Source organism: Enteractinococcus coprophilus (assembly GCF_006716305.1).
GTDB lineage: Bacteria > Actinomycetota > Actinomycetes > Actinomycetales > Micrococcaceae > Yaniella > Yaniella coprophila.
This window is the reverse complement of sequence record NZ_VFOU01000003.1, coordinates 1-24212: the sequence shown is the minus strand read 5'-3', so window position 1 is coordinate 24212 and position 24212 is coordinate 1. Positions and strand designations below refer to the sequence as shown.

General features: G+C 54.6%; 22 protein-coding genes, 2 tRNA genes and 1 pseudogene. 17 read left to right on the top strand and 8 right to left on the bottom strand.

Annotation, left to right across the window (positions count from 1 at the left end):
- The first annotated feature begins 24 nt into the window (after nt 1-24).
- A complete protein-coding gene (locus FB556_RS08130) occupies nt 25-1599 on the top strand; it encodes a fatty acyl-CoA synthetase (RefSeq protein WP_141866632.1) in 1575 nt (524 codons plus the stop codon).
- 8 nt (nt 1600-1607) lie between these two features.
- On the opposite strand, the gene FB556_RS08125 is transcribed toward FB556_RS08130, so the two are convergent.
- The 3 genes from FB556_RS08125 to FB556_RS08115 form a co-directional block, all read right to left on the bottom strand.
- A complete protein-coding gene (locus FB556_RS08125; protein WP_246057299.1) occupies nt 1608-2750 on the bottom strand; it encodes a hypothetical protein in 1143 nt (380 codons plus the stop codon).
- Nucleotides 2719-4479, bottom strand: a complete 1761-nt coding sequence (locus tag FB556_RS08120) for an AMP-binding protein (RefSeq protein WP_170200421.1) — start codon at nt 4477-4479, stop codon at nt 2719-2721. The genes FB556_RS08125 and FB556_RS08120 overlap by 32 nt, the downstream gene beginning before the upstream one ends.
- A gap of 78 nt (nt 4480-4557) precedes the next feature.
- Entirely contained in the window at nt 4558-5580 is a 1023-nt protein-coding gene (locus FB556_RS08115) for an LLM class flavin-dependent oxidoreductase (RefSeq protein ID WP_141866628.1), read from the bottom strand.
- A 327-nt stretch (nt 5581-5907) separates the two neighbouring features.
- On the opposite strand from FB556_RS08115, the gene dusB reads away from it, so the two are divergent.
- Nucleotides 5908-7056, top strand: a complete 1149-nt coding sequence (gene dusB, locus FB556_RS08110; RefSeq protein WP_246057411.1) for a tRNA dihydrouridine synthase DusB — start codon at nt 5908-5910, stop codon at nt 7054-7056.
- A gap of 9 nt (nt 7057-7065) precedes the next feature.
- Nucleotides 7066-8463 carry a deoxyguanosinetriphosphate triphosphohydrolase gene (locus FB556_RS08105; protein ID WP_141866624.1) on the top strand — a complete coding sequence of 466 codons (1398 nt, stop codon included), beginning with the start codon at nt 7066-7068 and terminating at the stop codon, nt 8461-8463.
- A 1-nt stretch (nt 8464) separates the two neighbouring features.
- On the opposite strand, the gene FB556_RS08100 is transcribed toward FB556_RS08105, so the two are convergent.
- From FB556_RS08100 to FB556_RS08090, 3 genes are all read right to left on the bottom strand, one after another.
- Nucleotides 8465-9253: an NAD-dependent deacylase gene (locus FB556_RS08100; protein WP_141866622.1), complete on the bottom strand. Its 789-nt coding sequence runs from the start codon at nt 9251-9253 to the stop codon at nt 8465-8467.
- A complete protein-coding gene (locus FB556_RS08095; RefSeq protein WP_141866620.1) occupies nt 9250-10050 on the bottom strand; it encodes an SIR2 family NAD-dependent protein deacylase in 801 nt (266 codons plus the stop codon). Before FB556_RS08095 ends, FB556_RS08100 begins: the two co-directional genes overlap by 4 nt.
- A gap of 150 nt (nt 10051-10200) precedes the next feature.
- Nucleotides 10201-10731 carry a PepSY domain-containing protein gene (locus tag FB556_RS08090; RefSeq protein WP_170200420.1) on the bottom strand — a complete coding sequence of 177 codons (531 nt, stop codon included), beginning with the start codon at nt 10729-10731 and terminating at the stop codon, nt 10201-10203.
- A 301-nt stretch (nt 10732-11032) separates the two neighbouring features.
- On the opposite strand from FB556_RS08090, the gene dnaG reads away from it, so the two are divergent.
- Nucleotides 11033-12898 (top strand): DNA primase, encoded by a 1866-nt coding sequence (gene dnaG / locus FB556_RS08085; protein ID WP_141866616.1) that lies wholly within the window; start codon nt 11033-11035, stop codon nt 12896-12898.
- 107 nt (nt 12899-13005) lie between these two features.
- Here the strand turns inward: dnaG and FB556_RS08080 are convergent, their stop codons facing one another.
- A complete protein-coding gene (locus FB556_RS08080) occupies nt 13006-13320 on the bottom strand; it encodes a hypothetical protein (RefSeq protein WP_141866614.1) in 315 nt (104 codons plus the stop codon).
- A 203-nt stretch (nt 13321-13523) separates the two neighbouring features.
- Between FB556_RS08080 and FB556_RS08075 the strand changes: the two genes are divergently transcribed.
- From FB556_RS08075 to FB556_RS08045, 7 genes are all read left to right on the top strand, one after another.
- Nucleotides 13524-13595, top strand: a tRNA-Asn gene (locus FB556_RS08075).
- 315 nt (nt 13596-13910) lie between these two features.
- The gene (locus FB556_RS08070) at nt 13911-14207 is read left to right on the top strand and encodes a DUF503 domain-containing protein (RefSeq protein ID WP_141867669.1); all 297 of its coding nucleotides are present in this window, start codon (nt 13911-13913) and stop codon (nt 14205-14207) included.
- Nucleotides 14208-14382: 175 nt separating this feature from the next.
- The gene (locus FB556_RS08065; protein ID WP_141866613.1) at nt 14383-15270 is read left to right on the top strand and encodes a phage holin family protein; all 888 of its coding nucleotides are present in this window, start codon (nt 14383-14385) and stop codon (nt 15268-15270) included.
- A gap of 43 nt (nt 15271-15313) precedes the next feature.
- Nucleotides 15314-15979, top strand: coding sequence for a CDP-alcohol phosphatidyltransferase family protein (locus FB556_RS08060; protein WP_141866611.1), 666 nt, complete (start codon nt 15314-15316; stop codon nt 15977-15979).
- A gap of 128 nt (nt 15980-16107) precedes the next feature.
- Nucleotides 16108-17325, top strand: coding sequence for a glycosyltransferase (locus FB556_RS08055; RefSeq protein WP_246057297.1), 1218 nt, complete (start codon nt 16108-16110; stop codon nt 17323-17325).
- 68 nt (nt 17326-17393) lie between these two features.
- Nucleotides 17394-17467, top strand: a tRNA-Ile gene (locus FB556_RS08050).
- 24 nt (nt 17468-17491) lie between these two features.
- Nucleotides 17492-18610: a glycosyltransferase gene (locus tag FB556_RS08045; RefSeq protein ID WP_246057296.1), complete on the top strand. Its 1119-nt coding sequence runs from the start codon at nt 17492-17494 to the stop codon at nt 18608-18610.
- Here FB556_RS08045 and FB556_RS08040 read toward each other — a convergent pair.
- A complete protein-coding gene (locus tag FB556_RS08040) occupies nt 18607-19224 on the bottom strand; it encodes a M23 family metallopeptidase (protein ID WP_246057293.1) in 618 nt (205 codons plus the stop codon). The genes FB556_RS08045 and FB556_RS08040 overlap by 4 nt on opposite strands.
- 175 nt (nt 19225-19399) lie before the next feature.
- On the opposite strand from FB556_RS08040, the pseudogene rpsB (FB556_RS13670) reads away from it, so the two are divergent.
- The 6 genes and pseudogenes from rpsB (FB556_RS13670) to frr form a co-directional block, all read left to right on the top strand.
- Nucleotides 19400-20182 (top strand): annotated as a pseudogene (rpsB, locus tag FB556_RS13670) (30S ribosomal protein S2); the annotation flags it as partial.
- A gap of 150 nt (nt 20183-20332) precedes the next feature.
- On the top strand, nt 20333-20581 hold the full coding sequence (locus FB556_RS13820) for a PepSY domain-containing protein (protein ID WP_342774662.1): 249 nt from the start codon (nt 20333-20335) through the stop codon (nt 20579-20581).
- A gap of 315 nt (nt 20582-20896) precedes the next feature.
- Nucleotides 20897-21775 carry a 30S ribosomal protein S2 gene (gene rpsB / locus FB556_RS08030; protein WP_141866473.1) on the top strand — a complete coding sequence of 293 codons (879 nt, stop codon included), beginning with the start codon at nt 20897-20899 and terminating at the stop codon, nt 21773-21775.
- 74 nt (nt 21776-21849) lie between these two features.
- A complete protein-coding gene (gene tsf, locus FB556_RS08025; RefSeq protein ID WP_141866471.1) occupies nt 21850-22686 on the top strand; it encodes a translation elongation factor Ts in 837 nt (278 codons plus the stop codon).
- Nucleotides 22687-22845: 159 nt separating this feature from the next.
- Complete coding sequence (pyrH, locus tag FB556_RS08020; protein WP_141866600.1) at nt 22846-23604, top strand: UMP kinase; 759 nt, start codon at nt 22846-22848, stop codon at nt 23602-23604.
- A 98-nt stretch (nt 23605-23702) separates the two neighbouring features.
- Nucleotides 23703-24212, top strand: a 510-nt coding sequence (gene frr / locus FB556_RS08015) for a ribosome recycling factor (protein WP_211344038.1), incomplete at its 3' end; no start/stop codon positions are given.

The following is a 24212-nucleotide window of genomic DNA, read 5'->3' as shown; positions in this document are numbered from 1 at the left end:
AGCCTGGCGAGACGGAGAGCAGCAATGAACACCAACGGCACAACGAACCGTTCAATCGAAGAAGACATCAAAGCTAGCCAGCGCAACTCAGTGTCGTTGCAGCTAGCCCGAGTAGCCGCCACACAGCGCGATCACGTCGCGCTGAAGTACCAAGAGCGCACCTGGACGTATACGACATTCAATCAGGCTGTGACCGTGGCGGCCTTGCGACTGCGCGAGCTGGGTTTACAACAAGGTGACCGAGTCGCTGTGATGGGCAAGAACTCCGATACCTTTTTGATCTTGTTTTTCGCAGCCTCACGCGCTGGACTGGTACACGTTCCAATCAATTTTGCCCTGACCGGACCAGAGCTGCATTACCTGGTTTCGGACAGCGAAGCTTCGGTGCTGATTGCCGACGACGAATATCTGGAAGCTGTTGAAAGTATCACTGACTCCAGCCCACTGGATCAAGTCGTAGCCATGTCATCCATCGTGGAACATATTCAAACGATACTCGAAAATAACCCAGCTCTCTCGGCAGCGCTTATCGAAGATGACCTGGATACTGCAGAAGAAACCGACCTGGTGCAACTGCTCTACACGTCGGGAACGACTTCAGCGCCCAAAGGCGCGATGTTGACCCATCGGGCGCTGCTGGCACATTATAACGGGGCGATCCCTGCCCTCGACATGACGCGGACTGACAACCCGCTTATTGCCATGCCGCTGTACCACTCGGCCGCGTTGCATGTTTTCATCACGCCATATTTGTTTCTCGGGGCAACCATCCGGCTGTTACGGGTGCCAGATATTGCAGAAATGCTGCGTCGAATCGAAGATGAACGCATTGGTTCATTGTTCCTTGCGCCCACGGTCTGGGTCCCGCTTTCACAGCACCCAGATCTTGCGACCCGTGACTTATCCTCGTTGAAGAAAGCACAATACGGTGCCTCGATTATGCCGGTGACCGTCTTGCAGCGTTTACGCGAACAATACCCCAACATCGGCTTTTATAATTGCTTTGGTCAAAGCGAGATGTCCCCGCTGTGCACCGTTTTACGTCCTGAAGAACATGCACAGCGTCCTGCCTCAGCCGGCCGCCCGATACCCACGGTCGAGCTGCGCGTGGCTGATTCAACGACCGGTCTGTCTGTACCACCTGGGACGCCGGGAGAAGTGCAGTATCGATCACCCCAGCTGTTCTCCGGTTATTGGAAAAAACCAGAGCAAACCCAAGACGCCTTTATTGACGGGTGGTTTCGCTCTGGAGACCTGGTCACGATGGACGATCACGGGTACATCGAAGTGGTCGACCGAATCAAAGACGTGATCAACTCCGGAGGAGAACTGGTTGCTTCGCGGGAAGTTGAAGATGTCCTCTACCGTCACCAGGCGGTTGCCGAAGTCGCCGTCGTCGGCCGGCCCCACGCGAAATGGATTGAACAAGTCACCGCGGTTGTCGTCCTGAAAGAGGGTCACCCAGAGGTCTCTGCCAAGGAGATTCGAGATTTCTCGCGACAATATCTGGCCCGACATAAAGTCCCAGGCCACATCGAATTCGTAACGGAGCTCCCGAGGAATCAGTCGGGCAAGCTGCTCAAGCGCGAATTAAAATAATTGCTCGACTAGGCGGCGGTTAACAGATGACGCCGTTGGGAGGCAACCGAGCGGTTCGGTGTCAGGATGCTCAACACCCGCACGAAGGTCGTCATCCACAGCAGTGACAGTCCCACCACGATGCTTTCCAGGGCGGTGACCGTTAGCACCGGGATGATAAACGTCAGCATGAAACAACCGGCGATGAGCACTACCAAGAGACCGGTGACAAAACGCAGGACGAAAGGGCGACCAGGTAAGACATACTGGGTGTAGCCGGCGGCAAGAACCAACAGGCCCAAGGCCGCGAAGGCGGCAACAGCATGTGCACCAGGTTGTTGATTCAGGGGAAACCATCCGACACCGGCCAGCGCGAGTCCTGCCAGCACCCAGATGCTCACGACCACGGTGATGCGCGGGACGGCCTCATCGTCCAGGAGACGGTGCAAATCTCGTCCGATATACGACCCGATGGTAGCAACCAGCAGGCCGGCTCCAATGACAGTTCCGTTAAACGCCAAGGCACTGGCCCCAATGCCCAGTTGTGAAAAGTTGCGCTGCCACCAGGTGGGGTCAGCCTCGGTCAGCATCGCAAAGACCGTACCGACGATCAAAAAGGTGAATAACAGTGCCGCGAGATTGCGCAGACTCAGATCGATTCCGGCCTGGAAGGAAAGTCGGCCCGCAAGCGCGGCTGCAACACCGGTGAGGATGCCGCCGCCGAGCCCTCCAAGTTCCAGTCCCGGAAGGCCCGAGCCCAGGAGATGGCCGACCAACAGGACGCTCAACCCGGTGACCCCGCCAAATGCGATCGTGACGGCGACAAACGAACAATGCGAAATCAAAGTTTGCCACAGTGGCATGAACCGGGTTTCCCCGGCCCGGTGAAGATACGAACTGAGGATAAATGCCGCAGCAGCAACCAGTGATGCAATGAGTGCCATCGGAAAGATGATCGAGCCTTCACCGGCCACTGGGCGAACCTGGTTCCAAAAAACGAAGCTTGCGACCAGGAAGCCGGCAACGAAGGAGCCTAGGGTGGCCCACAACGCCAAGGTTTGTTGCGCTAAAGCCCGTTCAACCGTCTCCATGATCCCATCCAACCATATGAGTGGTGAACCGGCTGGGATGAACTCGGAGTCATCGACGGAACTGGGCGTCGGTATATTCATGCCCGTAACCCTCAGTGGTAGTGCGAGCGGCCATGACACCGCTGGTGTGTTGTCCTTGATCACCGTGGGTGTGGATTTCGTCTTCCCGAAGCACGACCCGTCGGATTTTGCCGGAGACCGTTTTGGGCAGTTCGGTGGCAAATTCCAACCGGCGGATACGGCCGTAGGGTGGTAGCACGGTGCGGGCGTGTGCAAAGATCGCTTGTGCAGTATCGGGGGTTGGGGTGTATCCGGGCGCCAACACCACGTAGGCTTTGGGCACGGCGGTGCGGATCGGGTCAGGACTCGGCACGACGGCGACTTCAGAGATCGAAGGATACCCCATGAGGCCGTTTTCCAGCTCGAATGGGGACAGCTTATAATCCGAAGCCTTGAACAGATCATCGGCGCGGCCAACATAGGTGTAGACGCCGTCGGCATCACGTGACATGAGATCCCCGGTCAGATAAAGATCTTTGCCGAAGACTTTGAGGTTGCGGTCTTCATCTCGGTAATATCCGGGGGTCAAACCCACTGGACCGGGGTTCAAGCGCAATGCGACCTGACCGGAACCGGGACCGATAATGAGTTCTTCGGTGACCTCATCGACGAGTTCCACGGCGAAGCCAGGCAGCGGTTTGCCCAGGGCCCCGGCCGGGACATCAAGGCCGGGCGTCGTGGCGATCTGCAGTGTTGTTTCGGTCTGCCCATAGCCATCACGAATCGTGACACCCCAGGCATCGCGAACCTTCTCTAGCGTCGACAGGTTGAGAGGTTCACCCGCGGAGACCGCATTGCGAGGTGGATTCTTGATGCGCCCCATATCGGCATGGATGAGCATGCGCCAGACGGTCGGGGGAGCACACAGGCTGGTGACATCGAATTCTTCTATCACCTCGAGCATGGTGGCTGCATCGAAGCGAGCGTAGTTTACGGACAGTACTGTGGCTTCACCAATCCAGGGTCCGAAGAAGGATGACCAAGCGTGTTTGCCCCATCCCGGGGAAGAGATATTCAGGTGCACATCGTTGCCGTTGACGCCTAACCAGTACAGGGTCGAAAAATGGCCCACCGAATACGATTGTTGGGTGTGGAGCACCATCTTGGGTTCGCTGGTGGTGCCCGAGGTGAAGTACACCAGCATCTCGGCATCGGCTGGTGTTGGTCCGTCAATGACAAACTGTGCCGTTGTGGTATACGCATCAGTGAACGCGTGGGTGTTTGCAACGGGCTGATCGCCGGTGACCACCAGGCCGATATTCGACATGTCGATCCCGTGGGATGGAAGGTCCGCAAATTTTTCGATGTTCTGCTGATTGGTCAACACCCAGTTCACACCAGCCCGTTGCATGCGTGACGCCAGTGCAGCGGAGTTTAACATCACCGTCGTTGGCAGAATGACCGCGCCAATTTTGATGGCAGCCAGCATGGCTTCCCACAGCTCGACCTCGTTGTCCAACATCATCATAAACTTATCGCCGCGGGTCACACCTAGTGACTGGAACCAACCGGCGACCCGGGTTGAGCGTGCCGAAAGTTCTGCGAATGTCAGCCGTGTGGTCCCGGTATCACCGGTGACGATCAGAGCAGGCTGGCTCCCTCGGACAGGATGCTTTGCCAGAGCATCAAACCAGTCTAACCCGAAGTTGAAGTGGTCGAAGCTTGGCCAGACGAACTTCTCGGCGACCTCGGTCGGGTCCAGCGCCATGAGCCGGTCACGAGCCGCGCGATATTGTTCGGTTACGTTCATGGATGATCCTTTATCCCTCAGCGTGCACAACATGCTCAGTCTAGTTGCCGTCTTGGATTGCACCGGTTGGTTGGTGTCTTATTTCCATCCTAGGAGTTTGAAGACTTCAACCCATCCGGCGAAAATCTCGCGGTTGCGTTCTGGCCCGAGCTGCGCGGGGTTTGCAAAAAGTACGTAGTCGGCCTCCAACACGGCCTGGTCGGTGGATAACATCTCGGCCAATTGTTCGGTGTGTCCCACATAGGTCGGTCCCGAACGTGCCGGGCCGCCCTCAAGTCGTCCGGCCTGATCTTGCGTGCTGCCGGCGTGTCCGAACATGCGCTCATCCTGGATCGACCGCAGCGCGAACATCGAACGAGTTACTGCCGTCTGCCCGCCGGTTTTATACCCGGAACCTTGGTAGGCAGCGCGATAGTGTTTGATTTGGTCGGCCTGTTGGATGTGAAAGGGGCGACCGTCGTCTTGGAGTAAGAGGGTAGAAGACAACAGATTGTAGCCTTGTTCGCCAGCGATGACGCCCGACGACGTCGAACCTGAACCCCACCACAGGCGATTGATCAGTCCGGGTGATTGTGGTTGAACGACGAGTTCGGTCGCGCCACCTGGAGACCACGGTGAATTCGGATCACCGGTGGCTACGGGCTTGCCGCCAACAGCATCGCGGATCCGCTGGCCGCGCTGTTGGGCAAGGTGGCTCCATGTCTGCCCGGGCTCGAGGGTGTAGCCAAACTGTTCTTGGCCATCCAGCGCTGCTTCTGGTGAGCCCCGGGAAATACCCAGCTGCAGGCGACCTCCTGAGATGAGATCAGTCGTGGCGGCTTCCTCGGCGAAATATAACGGGTTTTCGTAGCGCAGATCAATGACACCGGTGCCCAATTCAATGGTTGACGTCTTGGCCGCCATGGCTGACAGTGTCGGAAACGGAGCCGACATCATCCATTGGAAGTGGTGCACGCGAATCCAGGCTCCATCCAGCCCTTCATCTTCGGCGGCCACGGTCATGGCGAGCTGATCATCGAAAGCAGCTTTTGGGTCGACCGTTCGAGTGAGGCGGTCATAGGCGTAATGACCAAAATTTAAGAAGCCAAGTTTTTTCTGCATGCTTCACAAAACGTTTCAAATCTGAATGATATTCCGGGTGTGACTAGTGTCTCTGGTCGGGTTCGATGGTATCTTGCGACCCACTCCAAGGTGGTCTCAAGGCGACCGCTCGATTGGCTGATGGCGCTCCTGATGCCCTGCGGGCCTGATTTCTCCACAGGCACAGGTCTCGACTGGGTGTTTATGAACGGAATCTGGGATACTTGACGTGTTATGACTACCGTTTCACAAAAGACCGCAATCACGGGCCCGGGTCCTGCATATTCCACGCGCGACCGGGGTACCGGCGATCAGGGCGCCCAACGCCCGTCTCCGTCGTCCACATCGATGCACGTGGCACCGTTGCACATTGGCAACCTGACCATTGACGTTCCGGTTGTACTGGCGCCGATGGCAGGTATTACGAATAAGGCGTTTCGTCGCCTCTGTCGCGAATACGGTGGCGGACTCTATGTGTCAGAAATGGTCACCGCTCGCGCCCTAGTCGAACGTCACCCAGAGTCTATGCGAATCATCGAACACGACGAGGATGAGGTCCCGCGTTCGGTGCAACTGTACTCGGTAGACCCGGTCTACACGCGCAAGGCTGTCCGGATGATCGTAGAAGAAGATCGCGCCGATCATATTGACCTAAACTTCGGCTGCCCGGTCCCCAAAGTGACCCGCAACGGTGGGGGATCCGCCCTACCCTGGAAAATAGACCTGTTCACTGCGATCGTTGCCGGTGCCGTCAAAGAAGCCGAACGTGCAAACATCCCGGTGACCATCAAAATGCGGCGTGGAATCGATGAAGACCACCTGACATACCTGCAGGCGGCTCGACGCGCTGTGGACGTAGGTGTCTCGGCAGTCGCCCTGCACGGGCGCACAATGCGCCAGCACTACTCTGGCCAGGCTAATTGGGACTCAATTGCCCGACTCAAAGAAGCCATTACCGAGGTCCCGGTCCTAGGCAACGGTGATATCTGGTCGGCCGAAGACGCCATGGCCATGATCGAATACACCGGTGCCGACGGGGTAGTCATCGGCCGTGGCTGTCAGGGCCGTCCCTGGCTATTTGGTGACGTCGAAAATGCGTTCACCGGTTCTAAACAACGTTTCCACCCCGATCAGGGTATGGTCGCCGATGTGCTGTACCGGCACGCCGAATTGCTCGTTGACACCTTCGGCGGCAATGAAGACAAAGCCTTGCGCGACATTCGCAAGCACGTTTCCTGGTACTTCAAGGGCTACCCGGTGGGCGGCGATATGCGACGGGCGCTTACCGCCGTTGAGACGCTCGCCCAGCTGCGCGAACTACTCGACACCGTCGACCGCGCCGTGCCCTATCCGGGAGCTGACGCCGAAGGCCCACGCGGCCGCGCCGGTGCACCCAAGAAACCACACTTGCCCGAGGGCTGGCTGGAATCCCAGGACATCACCGAAGAACACCGGGCACAGATTCATGAAGCAGAACTGGATATCTCAGGGGGATAATCGGTAGGCATGACCGACCAAGGATCCAACGGGCAGACACCGAAAGCCCCCAAAACCACTCAGCAGCCCAGCTTATTCTGGCCGCAATACCGGCCACCCTATGCCGGTGAAGCTACGCAGACACCCGGCTATGACATCTGGGATATGGCCCGCTGGGTCCCCGAACCACCCAAATCCAGCTACCGCTCGGATTTTGAACGCGACCGCGCTCGCATTCTGCACTCAGCAGCACTGCGGCGGCTTGCCGCCAAAACTCAGGTCATCTCGCCCGGCGACGATGACTTCATCCGCAACCGTCTGACTCACTCGCTTGAAGTCGCCCAAGTGGGTCGCGAGTTTGGCCGTTCGTTGGGTTGCGATCCCGACGTCGTTGACGCAGCCTGCCTCTGTCACGACCTGGGGCACCCACCGTTTGGTCACAACGGAGAAACTGCTCTGAACGAAGCCGCCGACGATATCGGAGGTTTTGAAGGCAACGCTCAAACGCTGCGTCTGCTCACACGCCTAGAACCGAAAAAAACCACGGAGCATGGTGCGCCGGCCGGATTGAATCTGACTCGTGCGACCCTGGATGCTGCTACGAAGTACCCGTGGCGTAAATCCGATGCTCCGTTAAAGTCCGATGGCAAACCCACTGGAAAATTCGGAGTCTACGATGACGACGCCGCAGTGTTCGCATGGTACCGCAAAGGCGTCGACACGCAGCGGTTATCCATGGAAGCCCAAGTCATGGATTTAGCCGATGACATCTCTTACTGCGTGCACGATGTTGAAGACGGCATCGTCTCAGGAATGTTCCAACTTGGATGGTTGACGAACCCTGAGCAGCGCGCTCGGGCTATCGCAACGACCCAACAATGGTATCTACCCCACACGGCACCCGAAGTCATCGATGCAGCCCTCGAGAGATTGGAAGCCACCTCGACCTGGGTCGCCAGTGCCGATGGAGCTCGACACGCGCACGCAGCACTCAAAGATATGACATCCCAGCTTATTGGTAGGTTCTCTACCGCTGCGTTTGAAGCTACACGAGACGCCTACGGCAATGACCCATTGACCCGGCACAGGGCTGATGTGATCGTGCCGGAGCAGACTGCCGTGGAGATTGCTACGATGAAAGGAATTGCGGCCCACTACGTGTTGTCGTCGGAGCGTCGTCAACCAATCTATGAAGCGCAGCGTGAGGTGCTGTTTGAACTCGTGAACTTCTTATTGACGACAGAGGATCAGTATCTCGAGCCGATGTATGCTCAAGACTGGCTTGATGCCACTGATGACGCTGGCAGGAAACGTGTGGTGATTGATCAGATCGCTTCGCTGACCGATAATTCAGCTCTCATGTGGCACGGTACCTTAATACGGGGGACGGCTCATCCCACCGTACTGCCGAATGGCATGCGGCGCTGATTTAGAGGACTTCCGATACTAGCTTCGGGAGTGCAACCGCTGCGGTAGAGGCAATATACACGTCTGCAGTTTGCGACAGCTCGGTGGCGCGGGGGTTAATTTCGATGATCGCAGCTCCTGCATCACGTCCGATCATCGGCAAAGAAGCTGCTGGCTGCACGAGCCCAGACGAACCAATGACGACCACAAGATCTGCGCTTTGGAGTTTCTCAATAGCCGTTTCGAAAGTGAAGTGCGGCAATGCTTCACCAAACCACACCACTCCGGGCCGGAGCATACCGGAAGCACAATAGTCGCAAGCGGCCGGGGACATCAGATTCGCCTCATCAAATTCTTGATCGGGACCTAATTCCATGGTCATCGGATTAAACGCTGCATCACGATCACAATCGATGCAGCGAAACGCGTGCAAAGATCCGTGTAGGTGCAAAACATCCTGGGCCCCACCACGTTCATGGAGGTCATCAACATTTTGGGTCGTCACGGTCAACGAGCCCTGGGTTTTGGCGAGGTGTTGTTGCCACTGACCTATGGCAGTGTGCCCAGCATTAGGGGCCACGCCATGGACGAGGTGCCAGCGCCACATATACCACGTCCACACCATGGCGGGATGGGCACGAAAGGCCCGCTCAGTCGCTAGCTGCTCCGGCGCGAATCGTTCCCACAGGCCGGTCTGGGCATCTCGGAAGGTCGGGACGCCGGACTCTGCCGACATACCAGCCCCCGATAAAACGACGACAGAACGAGCAGTGGAAATAAGGTTTGAAGCCTGTTGGATAGGGTCGGTCAAGGATGTAGCTCCGGAAGAATGTTGCGAGCGGTGCCCGAAATGTAGAGATCTGCGTCTTGAGATAACGGTGTCTGGTTGGGGTTGATCTCGATGACCTGCGCACCTGCAGCAGAAGCAGCGAGCGGTAGCGTGGCAGCGGGCTGAACGATGTTTGAAGTTCCTACTACGATCGCTACATCCGCGGCGCGTACAGCATCCAGGGCATTGTCCATCGCTTGTTGTGGCAGCAGTTCTCCGAACATCACAATATCGGGGCGGATGAACCCATAAGAACAAGCAGGACAGGCGGGTGGGTCTTCAAGCATTAGCTGGTCTAGTGCAGGCGTGGCTTGAAGCTGTTCATCAGTGGGGTCGTCGAGTTCGTAATCGGACGGTGCATCACAATCAAAACACCGAAATGTAAAGGTCGTGCCGTGTAGGTGTGCTAAAACGTCGGAACCTCCGCGTTCGTGCAAGTCGTCTATATTTTGAGTGACGATATCCAGCGCGCCGCCGTTGCTGACGAGCTCTCGTTGCCAACGACCGAGTACTTTGTGTCCGTCATGCGGCTCAACTGAGCGCATGACTCGGGCCTGATGGAGCATCCACGACCAGACAAGGTCGGGGCGGTTGTACATGGCCTCAGGGGTAGCTAGTTCTTCGGGGGAGTACTTCTCCCAAAGCCCTGTTTGAGCGTCACGGAAGGTCGGGACGCCGGACTCTGCTGACATTCCCGCACCGGTCAGCACGACAATGCGTTGCGCATCTTGAATGATGCCACGGGCTTCACGGATGGCTACGTAGGTCGTATTACTCATGCCTACACTGTAGGACAGCTCCGAAGGTTCAACCACCAGAGGGCGTGGCTCTTCATTCGGAACAGAAACACGGCGCCTCCGACTGCATCATGTCGAACAATCAGAGACGCCGTGTGAGCTACTTATGCCGGTTCGGCAACCGGAGAGTGTTTAGGTGGCAGGAACTTCGAGTTCGATGTCGGAGCCATCAGCCCCGTCAAGTTCGACTTCCCAGCGCAGTGTACCGTCGTCTTCGTCAAGATCGATCTGATCTAGCGTGGCATCGGAATGCTGGTTGAACGCTTCATTCAATGCGTCCGTCACCGTCACCGTAGCGCGCTCAGCTTTAGCGATCTTGTCGTCTTCGCTATCACGCTCATCAACGGAGATGTTTCCATCCGGAGTGACATCCAGTTCGACAACTTCATTGTCAACCACGACGTCGACGTCATAAGAAGAACCGTTGTCGTCGCGATCGATATCGACGATGAAACCGCCATCGTATTCAGCTTCTACGGCGTCGATGACGTCAAAAACCTCACCGTCACCTGCAGACTGAGTGTCGTCGGTAGCGTCAGGAGTTTGAGTGTCCTCGGTTGTTTCGGTAGGGCTTGGATCTGCCTGTGCTGTCTGGGTCTGCGTGTCTTGATCAGCAGGAGATTGTTCTGACGAGTCATCAGTACCGCAGGCTGAAAACAGCATCAGCGCTGCTACGCCGCTAAGACCTGTAAGAAGTCGCGTACGCGTTGCTGTGGTTTTCTCAAACATAGTTCAATACCCTTCGTTTCGTTCTTCTTCGTTATTTTTCGTTTTATTGAAGGTGGTCCCGTTCGTACCGGGCCACTATCAATTATAAACGTCTAATCTGGAAACGTCGTTGTTTGACTACCACCACGTATACCTGTTGTGCTTTCTCTGCCGCAATGTCACGTAGTCGGAAGATTATCCACACGGCGTTGCAGAACGCGCCGTTGCTTGACGGCTTCGGCATAGACTATGCAACATGGCAGGACGTATTAAACGGGAATCGATCGATAAGGTCCTTGAAGCGACCGATCTGAAGAATGTTATTGAAGAACACGTAGCGTTACGCACCGCAGGCATCGGTTCTTATAAGGGACTGTGTCCGTTCCACGACGAGCGCACCCCCTCGTTTCATGTGACTCCAGCGAAAGGGTTCTATCACTGCTTTGGTTGTCAGGAGTCTGGTGATGCCATCAAGTTCTTGATGGAGCTCGAGCACACTTCGTTTACTGAGACCGTGGAAATTCTTGCGGCGCGCTCCAACATTAGCTTGGAGTATGAAGAAGGCTCAGCGCCGGAACGTCCCACAGTTGCTACTCGTCAAAGAATGTTGCAGGCTCATCAAATCGCTGATGAGTTCTATCAACAGGCGCTCACTACGCCTGCCGCCCAAGAAGCTCGAACTTTTCTTCGCGATAAAGGTTTTGCGCAAGAAGATGCTGCACGTTTTGGGGTTGGTTATGCTCCCGAGGGATGGAACAACCTGCTCTCACATTTGCAGCAGCGAGGGTTCTCCCTCGAAGAGCTTTCTGAAAGTGGATTATTTTCTGAAGGTCGAAGAGGGCTCTATGATCGCTTCCGAAATCGTGTGATGTGGCCTATCAAAGACATGACGGGCAATACCATCGGTTATGGTGCCCGCCAGCTGGACACTGAGGATAAAGGCCCAAAATATCTCAACACCCCGGAGACGAGCCTATACAAGAAATCGCAGGTCTTGTATGGTTTGAACTTTGCAAAAAACGATATCGCTCGGAATCGGCAGTTAGTGGTCGTTGAGGGATATACCGACGTGATGGCTGCACATCTGGCCGGCATCACAACCGCTGTGGCAACGTGTGGCACGGCTTTTGGTGAAGGGCATGTGCGAATCGCGCGACGTTTGATTACCGATGATGGTTCTGGCGGCGAGATCATCTTCACTTTCGACGGTGATGAAGCAGGTCAAAAGGCGGCGATGCGTGCTTTTGAGTTTGATAATCAGATTGTGGCGAAGACGTTCGTAGCCGTAGCCCCGGAAGGGCAAGACCCGAATGACCTGCGTCAGCAATATGGCGACGAGGCTGTGCGCCGGCTGATTGCCTCACGGGAACCACTCTTTGAATTTGCGATTAAAACACGCCTGAAAGAGTACAACCTCGATTCGGTTGAAGGACGTACAGGCGCCCTGCACTATGCTGCACCGATTGTCAAAGAAATCCGCGATCCTATTATGCGAGATGGCTACATCCGTGAGTTAGCCGGATGGTTGGGGATGGATGTTGACACTGTTCATCAGGCAGTCCAACAGGCTTCAAAAGCTTCAACCACACGAATGCATCACGACTCGCAGGTGTCAGCCGAAGATCCTACCGCGCAAATGGAGCAGAATTTCCGTCCGGATCTACGGGACCCGATCGCACGAATGGAGAAAGAAGCGTTAGAAGTAATTCTGCAACGACCCGAAACGCTGTCTCAAGAACAGTGGAAGGCCCTGTATACCACCCAGTTCAAAGTCCCGGTTTACAATGCGATCCAAACAGCGATTCTTGCAGCCGCTCGCAGCGCCCAAGACACTTCCAACTGGGTACAACATGTCACTGCGGAAGCACCCGAAGCGCTCTATTCCTTTGTTACTGAGTTAGCCGTAGCGCCGCTACCTGCATCCTCAGAAGAAGAAGTGCTGCGATACTGTCGAGACATTATGAATCGGCTGTTAGAGATGCAAATAACCGAACAGAAAGCGGACCTAATTGGCAGACTCCAGCGATTGGATTCTGAGCGGGATCCAGAAAGCTTCCAGGCGATTCAACAGCGGCTAGTAGAACTGGAAAATCAACGGCGTTTTCTGCGCCCGATCGATTGACAACCAATTGGGGCAGAAAGCGCCGTGGCTGAAAACCTAGTTGTACCTGTGTCGCAAGGTGTGACAGCAGCGATGAACTATCGTCGCTGCATCGTAGGTCGCCTTCCTTATAAAGCCCATGAAATTGAATTACCGACGAAGCCGACGGTAGATGTGGCGCTATCAACGCCCGCGCCATCGATCTCACCTTCAGTGCCTGGATCTTCAGCTGGCGACTCTTGCATTGGATCTTCAGCAGGAGACTCTTGCAGCGGGTCCTCTTGCATTGGATCATCCTGCGTCGGGTCTTGTTGCTCAACTCCTGGATCGACAGGTTCTTCTTGAGCCGGATCATCTGCGCAAGCAGTAAATAAAGCAAGCGCAGCTACACCTGCGAATCCGGCGTACAGCTTGGAACGTTTAGAAACATTTTCTTTAAACACGAGGTCTATCTCCTTTGTTCTGTAGTTCTTCAGTAGTAAGTGGTTTTCAGCAGATGGTCCACGAAGGCCCAACTGCTGACAAAGTGTAGTGATTGATAGCTCCGAATTACACCGCTTCGACAAACGACAGTCTCGTGGAATCAGGGGAAACGGTCGATTAGACAACCACGAAAAATGTCTGATATAGTATTCATTTGTTGCCTTCCCCCATAGCTCAACGGCAGAGCACTCGACTGTTAATCGAGGGGTTACTGGTTCGAATCCAGTTGGGGGAGCGAGATAGCCTCGTCCATGTGGACGGGGCTTTTTCTTGTCTGGATTTCTCGACGCATTACTGCGGCTAGTGGTTATTAGCGCCATGCTGTAGGTCAGACGGGGATTCAGGTTCTCTCCTGACATTCTGTTTTTCTGCGAGCTAAACGCCACATCGGTGCATTGTTGATCACAGCGCACTCTAGGGCTTGGTCTTGAGCAAACCAATCCGGAGCAGTTGCACCGGCATGAATTCAAGCCGAGTCATTATGCATCGAAAGTGCCGAAGCAGAACGACCTGCTTGCTGGAAGATGAGCGGGTGCGTAAAGCTATACGTATGTGGATAGGTTGGAATGAGTTCGATATTTTGCTTGGTGATGTGCGATCACTAAAGGCCAAACGGTCAATCGTACGTCCCATCGTGGCCGAGATTCGGAAGCGTTTTCTGATCTCTGTTGCAGAGGTCGAAGACGCTTCGCTTTATCGACGTACAAGACTTGGCGTCTCAATGGTGAGCGGGGACCGCAGTCATATTGAAGAAACGCTCAATAAAGTTGAAGAGATGCTCTCGCGTAGACCAGAAGTAGAGCTGTTGGCGTCCAAAATGCGACTCGTTCAATCATCAGATTTCTAATGCGCCGGGTTTCAGCAAGAATCCCATGTTTCAGGGGCTCAAAGGTTGCTCCCAAGCTATTCAAGCATCAGGCTAATAAACTAGAGCACATATCAAGATCATTATTTCCCGGTTTATACTGGTCAGAGATAGCATCATAGATTTGACCGCGTTACACACATGAAGGTAGTGACTAATGACCACCAACGGCGCACCTCGGGTGACGACCAAGACTCGGATGAGTTCGCTGCTTGATCTGCTTGCGACCATGTTCCGGTTGGTCCCCAAGCAGTTAAGCGACAACCTGACATTGCTGAGCGGCCAGCTCAAATCTAAAGGCATCCGTGGTGGCCTCGGTGTAGGGGTGGCGCTACTCGGCTTGCTCTTCGGAGCAATAACATTTATCTCGCTAGTAGTTGCACTTATCGGCGCATTCATGTCTGAAGGCCCGTTATGGCAGACCGCCCTGTGGGTGGCTTTAGGTGCCTTGGTCGTTATGTTAATACTGCTGGTGGTCGGCCTGTTAATTGTCCGTTCTACTTTCCCGTTGGTCTCCCCAGAAATCGTGCGTGGCATCAAACACGACCTCGGCTACGTTCTCAAAGGTAACGCGTTTGATCCTGTTGAATTCGACCGGCTGGAAGCAGAGCGTCGCCAGCAAAAGCTCGTCGAAAAACAACGTCGCAAGGAACTTGCTAAGCGCGCTCAGAAAGAACAAAAAAAGGCTGTTCGTCGAGGCGAAGCCGCAGACTCGCTGCCACAAACTGAGCCAACCGACGCACAGCTTCGTCATCGCATGGAATTGCGCCGTCGTCACCTGGGCGATCTGCGGTCAGGGGTAGACGAGAAAACTGACTTACGGGCTCAATTCAATACCTTCACTCGACATGCCAGCGGTAAAGTATCGCAGGAACATGCTGAGCACGCGACCTCACCGCTAGCACCGTATAATTCGGCGGCTCGGGCGGGAGAAAAGGTCAATGAAGGCGTCGGATACGTCAAAGATCGTTGGCAACCACTCACTGTTCTAGGTGCGTCCGTTACGACCGCTGCAGTTCTGCTGCGGAAACTTCGACGCCGCTAGTCCGGTAGTGCCGCTACGTTTTACACCGCAAACTGAGGGCTTTATGGACCGGTCGGAAGATCCCAACCCGGGCATCAGCCGTGACCCTACGGTGACGGACGACTGGTTCACTATCCCCAATCTGATCACTATGGTCAGGTTCTTACTCGTGCCGGTGTTCGTCTGGTTTATGTTCAATGGCACCTATTGGAACGCGCTTCTCACGCTGATTGTATTATTTTCCACCGACTGGATAGATGGTTTTCTCGCCAGGAAGTTGGATCAGGTTTCCACGGTTGGGCAATGGCTGGATCCCTTGGCTGACCGCCTGTCGCTTTGGGTGGTCATTATTAGCGTCGTGTTCTCGGGTTTAGCTCCCTTGTGGCTGGTCTTTGCTCTCGTGGTGCCCGATCTGGTTCTAGCATTCGTTATGGCTCTCCTCTACGCTGGCAGTCCGCAAATGAAGGTGACCATGCTGGGGAAAGCCCGAACTGCAGCCCTGATGTTCGGCGTGCCGCTCTTACTGTTCGCGGCGGCTCCCTTTGTGGAAAACGCTTTGCTATGGCGCAATCTCGCGATTGGGGTGCTTGCCATCGGGGCAGCCGGTCACCTCATGGCTACTGTTGATTACCTATTGCAGGGTATGAATAATGCAAGACAGATGCGGTTTCAGAACTTGAACCCGCGAAGTAAGACCGACCGTGATGCCTTTCTTGAATCGACGCCATGAGGTTTAGCGAATGACAACGTTTGGATGAACTTTTGGTGATTGCTACGTGATCGAGTGAAATTCGTGTAATTGTGATGTGGCCTTGGTTTAGGATCACTTCGAAGAGACCTAGTAGGAGCCGTACCCGAGTGCCTTACGACAAGAACAACCAATTCAGAGTGCTGATTGCCGCCGACACTTATCCTCCGCATGTGAATGGCGCAGCAAAGTCGTGCTTTCGACTCGCTACTGAATTGACCGCTAAAGACTATGACGTTCACATCGTGGCGCCGCATCACTCGAGCGGTGCCGATACGGTCGAGACGTATCCAGAAGCAACGGTGCATCGCCTTAAATCTTTGCCGGCGCCAACCCACGAGTACTATCGCCTAGTCATGCCATGGCATGCTAAACGAGCTATCGATAGGCTGATTGGCCAGCTCGACCCCGATGTTGTGCACGCCCAATGTCATTACATGATCGGCGAGGCAGCGATCAACTCTGCTGAAGCACGGCGCATTCGCTTGATTTGTACGAATCACTTCATGCCCGAAAACCTGGACCCATTCATTCCCGGGCCCCAATTCTTTAAAAACTTCGTCTCGTCTCGATCTTGGTACGACATGGGGCGCTTGATGTCAAAAGCCAATATTGTTACCACCCCTACTCCGTTGTCTGCAGCAAACATGAGTCACAAAGCCCGCTTGGAGTACGTGGTACCTGTCTCTAACGGGATTGATGTGGCTAAATATGAGCGTCAAGAGGGCGAACACATCCAGCCACATGAGCATCCCACGGCATTGTTTGTCGGCAGGCTTGCCGTAGAGAAGAATGTGGACGTGCTGTTAAAGGCTTTGACAGTGACAGATCCTGAATTAAACGTGCACGCAGAGATCATTGGAGACGGTGAGCAACGAGACTATCTCAGAGACCTAGCAGTACGGCTGGGGATTCAAAACAGGGTGGTTTTCCGCGGGCTGGTTTCCGATGAGGATTTGCGCGAAGCCTATCTGCGAGCTGATGTATTTACTCAACCCTGTACCGCGGAGCTGCAGTCGCTGGCTTCTTTAGAAGCGATGAGTGCATCTACACCGGTCGTTCTTGCAGATGCTTTAGCGCTACCACACCTGGTGACGGAAGGCGTAAACGGATACCTGTTTGAGCCCTACAACCCCCAAGACATGGCTGCGAAGATGAACCTCGTATTAGGTGCCTCGCCTGACAAAAAAGCTGCCATGGGGCATGCATCACATGCGTTTGCGGCCAAACATGCGCATGAAAAAGTCATAGATGTCGTAGAACAGATGTATCATGGTGCAACGTCAGACGAGGTCGCAGTGGCGATTTCTGGTTCCGAGCTGCGCTAGACTAGTGGATCGTGTTGCTGTGAGCCTGTAAGTCACACTGAAGATCGAGCTGGTTCACAATGACCCAAGGGGCGTTAGCTCAGTTGGTTAGAGCAGAGGACTCATAATCCTTTGGTCACCGGTTCAAGTCCGGTACGCCCTACTTACATTTCCGGTTGGAGTGACAATGCGGTTCTTCATGGATGGTCGATACATTAGAACCGATTATCATGACGGAATATCGCGTTTCAGCCATTCACTCATCCACGCGGTCGCCCATCAGGTACGACCCACCATCATTATTCATGACCCGAAGCAACGCGAGCTGCTCCCGGTCGATGTCGAGGTCGTTATGCTGCACGATCCCACCTCATTGATCGAACCACTTGCTGCGTATAAGCTGAATGCTTTCAGACCCGATGTCGTCTTTTCTCCCATGCAAACCATCGGATCGGTAGGACGCAAGTTCGGGCTGATATTGACGCTGCACGATCTCATCTATTATCAGCACCGCACTCCACCCAAAGACTTGCCCCAAATTGTGCGAGGCTTATGGTACTTATACCACTTGTCTTATACGCCGCAACGATTTCTGCTGAACGGCGCCGACGCGGTTGCTACGGTCTCTTGCACATCACAACGCCTGATACGAAAACACCGGCTCACTACAAAACCGGTTCAAGTAATTTCCAATGCGCCCCAGCCGGTTGCAGCTCCACGTGAACCAGAACAGCCGCGGACCAAAGACCTGGTCTATATGGGCTCCTTCATGGAATACAAAAACGTAGAGACGCTCATGGAAAGTTTGCGATATCTACCAGGGTACAAATTGAACCTGTGCTCGCCAATCTCAACACAACGGCGTTCCGAACTCATCAAAGTGGCCACACACCATGGCGTCGCTGAATCTCAGTTGCACTTTCATAACGGGATCACAGACCACGAGTACCAAGAGCTGCTAGAAAAGTCGACTGCGTTAGTCACGGTCTCGCGAACGGAAGGCTATGGGCTACCTGTGACGGAAGCCATGGCAGTAGGCACGCCGGTGGTGTTGTCCAATTTGGAGATCTTCCAAGAGATCGGGGGAGTAGAAAACCCCGGCGCATTATTTGTTGATCTTGGTGCTTCCAATGTTGCACGCCAGATAGCCGATCAAGTGTTGACGCTGGAAGATGACGACACATTTGCTGTTGCAAGCCGCGCGGCTGCAACGCAATCTCAAAAGTTCCGCTGGGAAGATTCGGCCACCGCACTGCTGAGATTGGCTTCGGAAATTCATCGTCGTCGCCAACTTCGTTCACGCTAAGATGCTGGCTCAGAGTGCACCGGCCATAAGATTGACGGTTCAGTCCAGCCCAGCAGGAACCCCGGATCGATATATAGGTCACGCACAGTAGAGCCTATCTGCCAACCGTCGGGCACTCGGACGCCCCAGTGTACGCATTGCACCTCGCAATGCCCCGTCTCTGCAGAGATCTTACCCAGCGGTTCTCCTGACGCGACCACCGTGCCGACTTCTAGATCGGAATCAACGGGTTCAAATGATGACAACAGACCGTTTGAGTGTCGGATCGTTATCACCGGCCGGTCCACGACCTGACCAACGAACGTCACTTCACCTGCTGCGGGTGCGAGGACTTGCTCAGTAGACGCCCGTATATCGATACCCCGATGTGCAGCGGACCAAGGCATCTGGGGTGCGACAAAAGGCTTGAGCAAAGCTGTAGGCCCAGCATCGGCGACGGGCGGTACCCAATTCGTGGTGCCCTCATCCACTTTTGCGATCACTTCCGCAGCGTGTGTGTGCGGAACGGGGCTCCAAAAGAAGGCGAATAACATCGCCTGGAGCAACAAGACTACCAATGAGCATCGTGGCGGGGGAGTGGGCGGGGTCGAAGCAATCTGAGAGAATTTCGTCATAGCACGAGCTTGTCGCATTTTTACGTCGCATAAGGCTGGCGCGAGGTAATTGTGGACATCCGAATCCAGGCCGAAAAGCGGTGGACAGAGTAAGCTGTCATATGGAGGCAAACCCAAACCCGGCAGCACCGTGTGAAACATCAACAGGTGTCAAGGAGGACGTAAAGGAGCGGTTATGACTGTTGTAACGATGCGTGAACTATTGGACTCTGGAGCACACTTTGGCCACCAAACCAGCCGGTGGAACCCGAAGATGAAACGCTACATTCTTACCGAGCGCAACGGGATCTACATCATCGACCTCCAGCAGTCCCTGTCGTTGATTGATCAGGCCTATGAGTTCGTCAAACAGACCGTGGCCCATGGCGGAAATATTCTCTTTGTCGGTACCAAAAAACAAGCACAGGTACCCATTGCTGAACAAGCTATGCGAGTAGGAATGCCCTATGTGAACCATCGTTGGCTCGGCGGTATGCTCACGAACTTCGCAACGGTCTCCAAGCGTGTTGATCGGATGAAAGAACTCGAAGAAATTGACTTCGACGACGTCGCAGGCTCAGGACGAACCAAAAAGGAACTGCTGCTGTTGGAGCGTGAACTCACGAAACTGCAGTCCAGTCTCGGGGGTATCCGGAACATGTCCCGGACCCCATCGGCCATTTGGATTGTCGACACGGAAAAAGAACACCTCGCCGTCGATGAAGCCAAGAAACTCGGCATTCCAGTGATCGCCATCCTGGATACGAACGCCGACCCAGAAGACGTCACCTATCCAATTCCAGGCAACGATGACTCGATGCGATCCGTTGCCGTATTAACCCGTGTTATCGCAGATGCCATCGCTGAAGGCCTTATGTCGCGTAACCAGGGTGCGAGCGGAACCGGGAGCCCGGAAGAACCGATGGCCGAATGGGAGCGGGAGTTACTGGAGTCAGGCGCAGCGACGACTACGACCCAAACCTCGACAACCGGCAACATCGATGAGGTTACCGAGATCCTCCGAACCGTCCAGGAAGCTTATCCGGGTGGCATTCTGATCGAAATAGAGCAGGAAGACGACACTTTCGAAGTAGAAATCGTTCATGAAGGAAAGCTCCACGAACTCGAGGTGGCTAAAGACGGCACCATCAAAATCGAGGACGTCGATCAAGACGATGACGACATTCAGAACGCTCAAAAGATCTCCGTGCCACTTCCTGACGGGCTTACCCAGGCGCTGACACAGCATCCCAATGCCACGATTGAGTCGATAGAGCTTGAGGATAAAGACGGCGTTTTGTACTGGGAAGTTGAACTCAAAGATGAGCAGGGCAACGACATCGAATTCGATGTGCCCGCCGCTCATTCAGATGACTAGCACCTAAGCACACGTGGCGGATTGTTCCGATAGTCGGTGGCGTGTAAGCCATCACATTATGTGAAAAACCTCGAGCGCAATAGGGTATGCTTGACAAAGCAATTGTGTGCCTACTAGTGGTAGGCGCGTAATTGACTACGCGCGTGAGTATGCGACACCCATGTCGCAGTGGCACCTTTCGGTCCGAAGAGATTCGGTCAACGGTGTTCCCCGAGGCATTCGTACTCATGCTAGGCAGCTGAGAAAGTCAGCTATTTACCTCAACCGATAACGAGACGGTTATTCTGCATGCAGAATAGCCTTGAAGGAGCGACCATGTCAGTCGTAACTATGCGTGAAATGCTTGATTCTGGTGTCCACTTCGGCCACCAGACTCGTCGTTGGAACCCGAAGATGAAGCGCTTCATCTTCACCGAACGCAACGGCATCTACATCATTGACCTGCAGCAGTCCTTGTCATTCATCGATCGTGCCTACGAGTTCGTTAAAGAAACCGTAGCGCATGGTGGCAACATTCTCTTCGTAGGTACGAAGAAACAGGCTCAGGAAGCAATCGCCGAGCAGGCTACCCGCGTCGGCATGCCCTACGTCAACCACCGCTGGTTGGGTGGCATGCTCACCAACTTCGCGACCGTTTCCAAACGCGTTGAGCGAATGAAAGAACTCGAAGAAATTGACTTCGAAGACGTAGCCGGCTCAGGTCACACCAAAAAAGAACTCTTGCTGTTGGAACGTGAACTGCAGAAACTGCAGGCCAACCTTGGTGGTATCCGCAACATGACTCGCACTCCGTCAGCGATTTGGGTCATCGACACCAAGAAAGAACACCTAGCTGTTGATGAAGCTATCAAGTTAGGTATTCCAGTTGTCGCCATCTTGGACACTAACGCCGATCCAGATGACGTCACCTATCCAATTCCAGGTAACGATGACGCAATTCGCTCCGTTGCGTTGCTCACCCGCGTTATCGCTGACGCCGTCGCCGATGGTCTGATGGCTCGCAACGAAGGCAAAGGCGAAGCCGGTGCAGCGCAAGAACCAATGGCGGAATGGGAACGCGAACTCCTGGAAGCTGGCCAGACCGAAGAAGCAGATAAGACTGCGGCTCTGGCTGACGAAGCCACCGTTGAAGCTGCAGAGCAGGTTGAAGCTTCACCACAAGGTGAGCAGCCTGCTGCTACCGAAGAAAACTAGTCCACACAACCACGTTTCGATTTAGATTCGCGGGTGTTCCCCGCAACGAACTTCCAAGGAATGGGATATCTGTAATGGCCAATTACACAGTCAAAGACATCCAGGCACTGCGTGAACGTACCGGCGCGGGCATGATGGACGTAAAAAAGGCCCTCGACGAAGCTGCAGGCGACGCCGACAAGGCCCTAGAGATCATCCGCGTAAAAGGACTGCAGGGCGCTTCGAAGCGCGAAGGCCGCGCTGCTGCCGAAGGTCTCATCGCTGCAACCGTTCAAGACGGCGTGGGCGTGATGATCGAGATTAACTGCGAAACCGACTTCGTGGCAAAGTCCGATAAGTTCATCGAACTGGGTAACACCGTTCTGGAGGTTGCTGTCGCTTCTGGCGCAGACAACGTCGACGAGCTGCTGGCTGCTGATCACAACGGCAACCCACTGGGCGACTTCGTGAAAGAAGAAGGCGCACTGTTGGGTGAAAAGGTTGAAGTTCGCCGCATCGCACGTCTCGAAGGCGCATACGTGGACCCATACCTTCACAAAACCTCGGCAGACCTACCCGCCCAGGTTGGCGTACTTGTCGCCGTAGACTCCGACAGCGAAGCAGCCCAGACCGCTGCTCACGATGTTGCTGTTCACGTCGCCGCCATGAGCCCGACCTACCTGAGTCGCGAAGAGGTCCCAGAAGACATCGTTGCAAACGAACGTCGCATCGCTGAGGAAACTGCTCGCGCCGAAGGCAAACCAGAACGCGCACTGCAGAACATCATTGAAGGCCGCCTGACAGGTTACTTCAAAGAGGTTGCCCTGCTGGACCAGCCGTTCGCTAAGGACACCAAGACCACCGTTGGGAAGGTCCTGGAGGAAGCCGGTACCAAGGCTCTCGCCTTTGCTCGTTTCCGTGTTGGCGCCTAACACTTTCTCCGACACGACAGTGTTTGGAATGCCTAGGTAAATTCAGCATCGTCTACACCTAAATAAGGGGGTGATCACCACAACCGGTGATCACCCCTTCTTTATGCCCAACGACCCAACTGCACTTACAGGAGTCTTACCGTGTCAGATACTCCCGCCATCAATGTTCCAGGCGGCCTTCAAGATGGTCCACGCAGCGCGCAAGCTGACAATGTAGCTCGGCGTCGAGTCCTACTGAAGCTCTCCGGAGAGGTCTTCGGCGGGGGATCGATAGGCGTAGACCCAGACACAGTCCGATCCGTGGCCGAACAGATTGCAGCAGCCGCAGGACAAGTAGAAATTGCCATCGTTGTGGGCGGCGGCAACTTCTTCCGTGGTGCCGAACTTTCGCACAACGGCATGGACCGACGTCGAGCAGACTACATGGGTATGCTCGGTACGGTCATGAACGCGCTAGCACTCCAAGATTTCCTCACGCAAGCCGGTGTCGATACCCGAGTTCAATCCGCGATCAATATGCATCAAGTCGCCGAACCTTATATCCCGCAACGCGCGATTCGGCATATGGAAAAGGACCGGGTCGTCATCTTTGGGGCAGGAACCGGCCTCCCATACTTCTCCACAGATACCGTGGCAGCACAACGTGCACTAGAAATCGGTGCAGACCAGGTCCTCATGGCAAAATCCGGTGTGGATGGCGTTTACACTGCCGACCCCAAAGTCGATGTAGGTGCAAAGAAGTTTGATCATCTCACTTATGATGAAGCCATTGTCAAAAATATTCGCGTCATGGATCTGACAGCGATGACCATGTGTAAAGATAACAACTTAGATATGTTGGTATTCGGTATGGAAGGTGACGGTAACGTTACTCGAGCACTGCTCGGGGAACCCCTCGGAACCGTCGTCACACCGTGAGCTGACAAGCTGCTACTTGATTTAGACTTAGTGCAACTCAAGAATTAACTTAAGGAGACCCCGTGACCGCATCTGCATTATCAGACGCCAAGAAGGCGATGGAGCGCACACTTGAAGCAACCCGAGAGGACTTCGCAGCTGTCCGCACTGGACGAGCCAACCCAGGACTGTACGCAAAAGTTTTGGTCGATTATTACGGCAACCCAACTCCGCTCCAGCAGCTAGCGTCTTTTGCTGTTCAGGATGCGCGCACGATCTTGATTTCCCCATTTGACGTCAGCGCACTGCGGGAAATTGAAATTGCTCTGTCGTCTTCGGAAGTCGGTGCGAACCCTTCCAACGATGGCAAAGTCATTCGCGTCGTTATGCCAGAACTGACCCAAGAGCGTCGCCAAGAGTATGTAAAACTCATCAAGTCCAAGGCTGAGGACCACCGCGTTTCGATCCGCAACGCCCGCCGAGGAGCCAAAGAAGTCATCGACAAAATGGTCGACGACGGTGAAATCGGCGAGGACGACGGTCGCCGCGCCGAAAAGGACCTCGACGAGCTGACTCGAAGCTATGTCGATCAAATTGACGAAATGGCGAAGAATAAAGAAGAAGAACTG